The organism is Methylobacterium sp. WL18 (assembly GCF_008040015.1).
Taxonomy (GTDB): Bacteria; Pseudomonadota; Alphaproteobacteria; order Rhizobiales; family Beijerinckiaceae; genus Methylobacterium; species Methylobacterium mesophilicum.
Map to the genome: position 1 here is coordinate 1 of NZ_VRVD01000222.1, position 7,276 is coordinate 7,276.

The 7,276-nt window shown below is 68.3% G+C and carries 7 protein-coding genes; all 7 read right to left on the bottom strand.

Annotated elements, in window-relative coordinates; all coding sequences use genetic code 11:
- Positions 1–375: DUF2628 domain-containing protein (locus FV228_RS16115; RefSeq protein WP_147855551.1), on the bottom strand; the 375-nt coding region annotated here is incomplete at its 3' end.
- A 75-nt stretch (positions 376–450) separates the two neighbouring features.
- Complete coding sequence (hisB, locus tag FV228_RS16120; protein ID WP_147855552.1) at positions 451–1,038, bottom strand: imidazoleglycerol-phosphate dehydratase HisB; 588 nt, start codon at positions 1,036–1,038, stop codon at positions 451–453.
- 85 nt (positions 1,039–1,123) lie between these two features.
- Positions 1,124–1,999: an S-methyl-5'-thioadenosine phosphorylase gene (locus FV228_RS16125; RefSeq protein ID WP_147855553.1), complete on the bottom strand. Its 876-nt coding sequence runs from the start codon at positions 1,997–1,999 to the stop codon at positions 1,124–1,126.
- Between the two features lie 274 nt (positions 2,000–2,273).
- A complete protein-coding gene (locus FV228_RS16130) occupies positions 2,274–3,185 on the bottom strand; it encodes a cytochrome c1 (RefSeq protein WP_147855554.1) in 912 nt (303 codons plus the stop codon).
- A gap of 18 nt (positions 3,186–3,203) precedes the next feature.
- Positions 3,204–4,490, bottom strand: a complete 1,287-nt coding sequence (locus FV228_RS16135; RefSeq protein WP_147855555.1) for a cytochrome b N-terminal domain-containing protein — start codon at positions 4,488–4,490, stop codon at positions 3,204–3,206.
- Between the two features lie 13 nt (positions 4,491–4,503).
- The gene (petA, locus tag FV228_RS16140) at positions 4,504–5,082 is read right to left on the bottom strand and encodes a ubiquinol-cytochrome c reductase iron-sulfur subunit (protein ID WP_147855556.1); all 579 of its coding nucleotides are present in this window, start codon (positions 5,080–5,082) and stop codon (positions 4,504–4,506) included.
- 203 nt (positions 5,083–5,285) lie between these two features.
- Positions 5,286–7,151 carry an ABC transporter ATP-binding protein gene (locus FV228_RS16145; protein WP_147855557.1) on the bottom strand — a complete coding sequence of 622 codons (1,866 nt, stop codon included), beginning with the start codon at positions 7,149–7,151 and terminating at the stop codon, positions 5,286–5,288.
- Positions 7,152–7,276: the final 125 nt, after the last annotated feature.

Below are 7,276 nucleotides of genomic sequence, written 5' to 3' on the forward strand. Positions count from 1 at the left end.
GTTGAGGGCGCGGGCCTCGGCCTCCTCGGGGGTGGCGGCGATGACGGCATCCCGGGCCGGCCAACCCCGGCGCGCCAGGGTCCAGCGGCGCAGGCTCGAGGCTTCGAGGCCGACCAGCCAGGAAGCCAGCAGTGTGACGAGCGTGGCGATCCCCGGCGGCAACCCCAGCATGTGGCCGATGCCGGCCAGCGCGACGAATCCCGCGAGGACGATGAGCGCTGCGATCCACAGGCGGTGGAACAGGAACCACAGAACGCCGAACGCGAAGGCCGGCCAGGCAAAGCCGTCGGGCATGAGCACCGCCCGGTCGAGGCCGACGGATTCGCCCGGCCGCGCGTCGATCGGCAGGTGGAGCGTGTAGCTGCGCATCCGCATGGCGGGTCTCCCGGCTCCGGCACCGTCCCGAAAGGTGTTTTCGGGACGAAGCAAACGTAAGGACGAAACGACGGTCTACAGGGAGCCCTTCGTGGAGGGAACGCGTCCCTCCTCGCGGGGATCGATCGCGACCGCCTTCCGCAAGGCGCGGGCCAAGCCCTTGAAGCAGCTCTCGGCGATGTGGTGGGCGTTGTCGCCGTACAGGGTCTCGACGTGCAGCGTCAGCCCGGCATTCATGGCGAAGGCCTGGAACCACTCGCGCACCAGTTCGGTGTCGAACTGCCCGATCTTCTCCACCTTGAAGGTGGTGCGGAACACCAGGAAGGGCCGGCCCGAGATGTCGACGCAGACCCGCGTCAGCGCCTCGTCCATGGGCAGGTGGATGTCGGCGTAGCGCGTCACCCCGCGCTTGTCGCCGAGCGCCTTGGCGAAGGCCTGGCCCAACGCGATGCCGCAATCTTCCGCGGAATGGTGCTGGTCGATATGCAGGTCGCCATCGACCTTCACCTCCAGGTCGAACAGGCCGTGCCGGGCGAACAGGTCCAGCATGTGATCGAGGAAGCCGATGCCGGTGGCGATCTTCGACTGCCCGGTCCCGTCGAGGCCGACGCTGACCGCGATGTCGGTCTCGGCGGTCTTCCGGCTGATGGAGGCGCTGCGCATGTGTTTCGGACTTCGTGGCGGGGCGGCCGGGGCCACGAGCGCCTTCTAGTGTGAGTTTCTTTGGAATGGAAAGGGCACGGCCGCCCTATCCGTGCAGGACCCGGCCCGCCACGGCGTCGAGCTTGGCCAGCACCGCAGGGTCGCGGGCGGTCGGCGCGGTCATGATCGCGCCGTCCAGCGCCCGGTGCGAACCCGCCGGGCAGGGTTCGCGCTCGGCCGGGAAATCGCGGGCGAGCCGTGCCACCAGCCGGGCGGCCTTGTCGGCGTTGGCCCTTGCCACCGCGATCACCGCGGCGACGTCCACCGCGTCGTGGCCGGGGTGCCAGCAATCGTAGTCGGTCACCATGGCGATGGTGGCGTAGGTGATCTCGGCCTCGCGAGCGAGCTTCGCCTCGGGCATGTTGGTCATGCCGATCACGTCGAACCCCTGCGCCTTGTAGGCCCGGGATTCGGCGAGCGACGAAAATTGCGGGCCTTCCATGCAGACATAGGTCCCGCCGCGATGGACGGGAATGTCCTCGGCCCTGGCCGCCGCCGCGATGCGCGCCTGCAGGTTCGGGCCGACCGGATGCGCGAGCGAGACGTGGGCCACGCAGCCGTCGCCGAAGAACGACGACGCGCGCCCATGGGTGCGGTCGACGAACTGATCCACCAGCACGAACAGGCCCGGGGGCAGTTCCTCGCGGAACGAGCCGCAGGCCGAGAGCGAGACCAGATCCGTCACGCCCGCCCGCTTCATCGCGTCGATGTTGGCGCGGTAGTTGATGCCCGACGGCGAGAACCGGTGGCCGCGTCCGTGACGGGCCAGGAACACGATCTTGGTGTCGCCGATCCGGCCGATGCGCAGGGCGTCCGAGGGCTCGCCCCAGGGCGACGTGACCTGCTCCTCGCGCACGTCTTCCAGGCCCGGCAGGTCGTAGACCCCGGACCCGCCCATCACCCCGAGCACCGCTGCCGTCATGCCGGTTTCCCTTTTGTGAGCTGCATCCCATCCACCACCGCATCCTGAGGTGCCGGAGCGAAGCGGAGGCCTCGAAGGAGGTCGCCACAACGCGGAGCGATCCCTCGAACCCTTCTTCGAGGCTGCTGCGCAGCACCTCAGGAGGGGGGCGGATGGGATCGGTGTCGCCGAGAGGCCGACAGCCGCGTTCGCCGACCGGTAGCACGCAGTCCCAACGCAAAAAAGATGGGCCCCCCGAAGGAGGCCCACCCGGCAGGATCGGTGAGGCGGCGCCTCAGAAGGTCTTGTGCAGCTCCGGCTGGAGGCCGTGGACCTCGCCGCCGACATCGGCCCAGACCTTCTTCTTCACGTAGTAGAGCAGCCCCGACATGATGATCAGGAACAGGATCACCCGGAAGCCAAGCGCCTTGCGGTCCATCATGTGCGGCTCGGCCGCCCACATCAGGAAGGCCGAGACGTCCTTGCCGTACTGGTCCACCGTCTCGGGGACCACGGGCTGGCCGGCGTCGTTCTTGGCGTAGGTGACCTGCCCGTCGGTGATCGGCGGCGGCATCGCGATGATGTGGCCGGGATAGTACTTGTTGTAGTGGCCGCCATCGGGGACCGTGAAGTCCTTCGGCGCCTCCTCGTAGCCGTTGAGGAGCGCGTGGATGTAGTCGGGCCCCTGCTCGGAATAGCCGATCAGCGGCAGCCAATCGGTCAGGAAGTACAGCGAGCCGCGGGAGAAGGTCCGCGCCTTGGCGATCACCGAGAAGTCCGGCGGTGCCTTGCCGCCGTTGGCGGCCGCCGCGGCCTGGTCGTTCGGGAAGGGCGGCGGGAACGTGTCCGCCGGCCGGCCCGGCCGGTCGAACATGTCGCCGGCATCGTTCGGGCCGTCCTTGACCTGGTAGGTCGCGGCCAGCGCCTTGACCTGCGCGGCCGAGAAGTCCGGACCGCCTTCCTGGGCGAGGTTGCGGAAGGACACCAGCTTCATCGAGTGGCAGGCGGAGCAGACTTCCTTGTAAACCTGGAAGCCGCGCTGAAGCTGAGCTGTGTCGAAGCGGCCGAACGTGCCGGCGAAGCTCCAGTTGACGCGGCCCGGCACCGGACCGCCATGCCCTTCCTGGGCGGAGGCCGGCACGGCGCCGATCAGCAGCGCCGCGAGGGCGGCGGCAGCGGTCGTCGAGAGGACGCGGGTCATCATCATGGTTCCGTCGTCACCCCGTCAGCCTTTGGTGGTCGGAGCGGCGGCGGCGCCCGCCGGCATCCCCGATCCGCTCACCTGTTTGCCCGGCCCGGTCACGCTCTCCAGGATCGAGGCCGGGAGCGCCTTGGGCGTCTCGAACAGGCCGCAGAGCGGCATCACGATCAGGAAGTGGGCGAAGTAGTAGGCCGTGCAGATCTGCGACGCGATCACGTAGCCCCCCTCCGGCGGCTGGGATCCGAGCCAGCCCAGGAGGAAGGTCGCGCCGATGAACGCCCAGAAGAACTGCCGGTAGATCGGCCGGTAGTTGCAGGAGCGCACCCGCGACCAATCCAGCCACGGCGCGAAGGCCAGGATGATCACCGCAGAGAACATCAGGATCACGCCGCCGAGCTTGCTCGGGACGGCCCGCAGGATCGCGTAGAACGGCAGAAAGTACCATTCGGGCACGATGTGCGCGGGAGTCACTGCCGGGTTGGCCGGGATGTAGTTGTCGGCGTGGCCCAGGTAGTTCGGCTGGTAGAACAGGAACCACGCGAACAGGATCATGAACACGCAGGTGGCGAACCCGTCCTTGACGGTGGCGTAGGGGGTGAACGGCACCGCGTCCTTGCCCGACTTGATCGGGATGCCGGCCGGGTTGTTCTGGCCGGTGACGTGCAGCGCCCAGACGTGCAGCACGACGACGCCGGCGATCATCCAGGGCAGCAGGTAGTGCAGCGAGAAGAACCGGTTCACGGTCGGGTTGCCGACCGAGTAGCCGCCCCACAGCAGGGTCTGGATGGTGTCGCCCACCACCGGGATCGCCGCCAGGATGTTGGTGATGACGGTGGCGCCCCAGAAGCTCATCTGGCCCCACGGCAGCGTGTAACCGAGGAACGCGGTCGCCATCATCAGCAGGTAGATGATCACGCCCAGGATGTAGAGCACCTCGCGCGGGGCCTTGTACGAGCCGTAATACAGCGCCCGGAACATGTGGACGTAGACCGCCACGAAGAACATCGACGCGCCGTTGGCGTGCGCGTAGCGCAGCAGCCAGCCGTAATTCACGTCGCGCATGATCTTTTCGACGGAATTGAACGCGCCCGTCGCCGAGGGCTCGTAGTGCATCGCCAGCCAGACGCCGGTGACGATCTGGATTCCCAGGAAGGCGGCGAGGATCGCCCCGAAGGTCCAGAAGTAGTTGAGGTTGCGCGGGACGGGATAGGCGATGAAGGACGAGTGCACGAGCCCGGCGATCGGCAGCCGGGCCTCGAACCATTTGGCGACGCGACTCTTCGGGACGTACGTGCTGGCAGTTCCGCTCATGTCCGCGTCCTTCTCACGCCGCTTCCTTGCCACCCTCGCCGATCCGGATCTTCGTATCCGTCTCGAAGGCGTAGGGCGGGATCGGCAGGTTGATGGGGGCCGGCCCGTGGCGGACGCGCCCGACGGCGTCGAACTGCGAGCCGTGGCAGGGGCAGGCCCAACCCTCGAAGCTGCCCTGGTGGCCGATCGGCACGCAGCCGAGATGCGTGCAGTTGCCGTAGACGATCAGCCACTGGTCGTGGCCCTTCTTGACCCGGGTCGGGAAGGCCGCCGGATCGATCATCGCCGAGAGCGGGACCGCCTCCATGTCGGTCACCTCCTTGGCGGTGAGCTTACGGACGAAGATCAGCTTGCCGCGCCAGAAGACGTTGACGATCTGGCCGTCCTGGATCGGCGTCAGATCGACGTCGATCGGCGCCCCGGCCGCGATCGTGTCTGCGTCGGGCGCCATGGACGAGACCAGAGGCCACGCCGCGGCACCCACACCGACCGCGAGGCCGGCCCCGGTGGCGAGGAACAGGAAGTCGCGGCGGCTGCCGTCCTGAGGGCTGCCCTCCCGGGATGCGGGAGTAGTGGCGGAGGTGGTCGCCAAGATTTGGAACTCCGTGCGTCGGCGTGAGGGCCGCAGGTGCCCTGCCCTGATGTCCCGGCCGTACCGAGATCAAAGCATTATCGTTCTAATCTGAGCAATGAGACCGTCTGCCACCCCCAAGTCAAGCTATGCCGGGAGGCCCGGGGGCGTGCTTAGGTCACGATCGTTGTCATATGTTGCAGGGCAGCGCCCGGCCTGCGCTGCTACGCCACGGCGCTGTCGAGACGGGTCGTTCCGCCACCGAGGAATCCCCCGGACTGGCGGGCCCAGAGGCCGGCATAGACGCCGCCGCGGGCGACGAGCTCGGCATGCGTGCCCTCCTCGACGATTCGGCCCCGGTCGATCACCACCAGGCGGTCGAGCGCCGCGATCGTCGACAACCGGTGGGCGATCGCCACCACGGTCTTGCCGGCCATCAGCGTGTCCAGTGATTCCTGGATCGCCGCCTCGACCTCGCTGTCGAGGGCGGACGTCGCCTCGTCCAGGATCAGGATCGGCGCGTCCTTGAGCATGACCCGGGCGATGGCGATGCGCTGGCGCTGGCCGCCCGACAGCTTGACGCCGCGCTCGCCGACCTGGGCGTCGTAGCCCCGGCGGCCCTTGTGATCGACGAGATCGGCGATGAACCGGTCGGCATGGGCCAGCCGGGCGGCGCGATCGATCTCTTCCTGTGTGGCCCCGGGACGCCCGTAGCCGATGTTCTCGCGGATCGACCGGTGCAGCAGCGACGTATCCTGGCTGACCATCGCGATGGCCTCGCGCAGCGATTGCTGTGTCACCGTCGCGATGTCCTGGCCGTCCACCAGGATCCGGCCGCTCTCGACCTCGTAGAGGCGCAGCAGCAGGCTCGCGAGGGTGGATTTGCCCGCACCGCTGACGCCGACGAGCCCGACCTTCTCGCCGGGGCGGATCGTCAGCGTGAAATCCTCGATCACGGTGGCGTCGCCGCGCCCGTAATGGAAGCCGACATTCTCGAAGCGGATCTCGCCGCCCGCCACCACCAACTCGCGGGCCTCCGGGGCATCGACCAGCGCGTGCGGGCGCGCCATGGTCTGCATGCTCTCCTGAATGACCCCGACATTCTCGAACACGCCGCGGACCGTCTGCATCACCCAGCCGGACATGGCGATGAGCCGCAGGATCAAGGCGAGGCCGGCCGACGCTTCGCCGGTGGTCATGCTGCCGTCGCGCCAGAGAACCAGACAGGCCGCCCCGGTGGCGACCAGCAGCGCGCTGTTGAGGATCCCGAGCAGGCTGGTGGTCAGGGTGACCAGCCGGAACTGGTACAGGTAGGCGTCGGTATGGACCTCGACCGCGTCGCGCACCGTCGCGCGCTCCTCGCGGTCGCGGGCGAACAGCTTGACGGTGAGGATGTTGGTGTAGCTGTCGACGATGCGCCCGATCAGGACCGAGCGGGTGTCGGCGGTCTTGTGCGAGCGGGCGCGGGCGCGGGGCACGAACCAGGTCGTGAGTGCGGCGTAGGCACCGATCCAGACCAGCACCGGCAGGGCGAGCCAGGGCGAGATCGACCCGAACAGCCCGACCGCCGTCACCGCATAGATCGCCACGTAGAGCAGCGTGTCGATGAACACGACGGCGAGCTCCCGCACCGCCGGGCCCACCTGTACGACGCGGTTGGCGAGGCGGCCGGAGAAGTCGCCCTGGAAGTACGAGAGCGAATGCCCGAGGGTGTAGAGATGCGCCCGCCAGCGGATCTGGCTGGTCGATTGCGGCACGATCAGCTGGTTGGACAGCACCTCGTGCAGCCAGATCGAGATCGGCCGCACCAGGGCGATCAGCAGGAACACCAGCCCGAGGCCGACCGCATGGTCCGACAGGACGCTGGCCCGGTCGGCCGTGGCCAACAGGTCGATGAACCAGCGCATGACCAGGTAGAGCGAGGCCTCGACGGTTCCGGCCACCACCGCGATGATGAACAGCGCCACCAGGGCGGCCCGGATCGGACGCAGGTAGAAGCCGGCAAATCCCAGAACCGTCTGCGGCGGGGTCCGCGTCTCGTCGAAGGGCGCAAACGGATCGACCCGGCGCTCAAGCCAATTCAGGAACATGTCTTCCGGGCGTAATGCTGGGGGAGCCCATCATGTAAGCGCCGGCCGGCGAGCGCCAAGCGCGCGCGGTCGTCGCGGCGGCCGGGCTTCTCGCAACGGTGCCCCTCGCCAGGACCGGCCGGGCT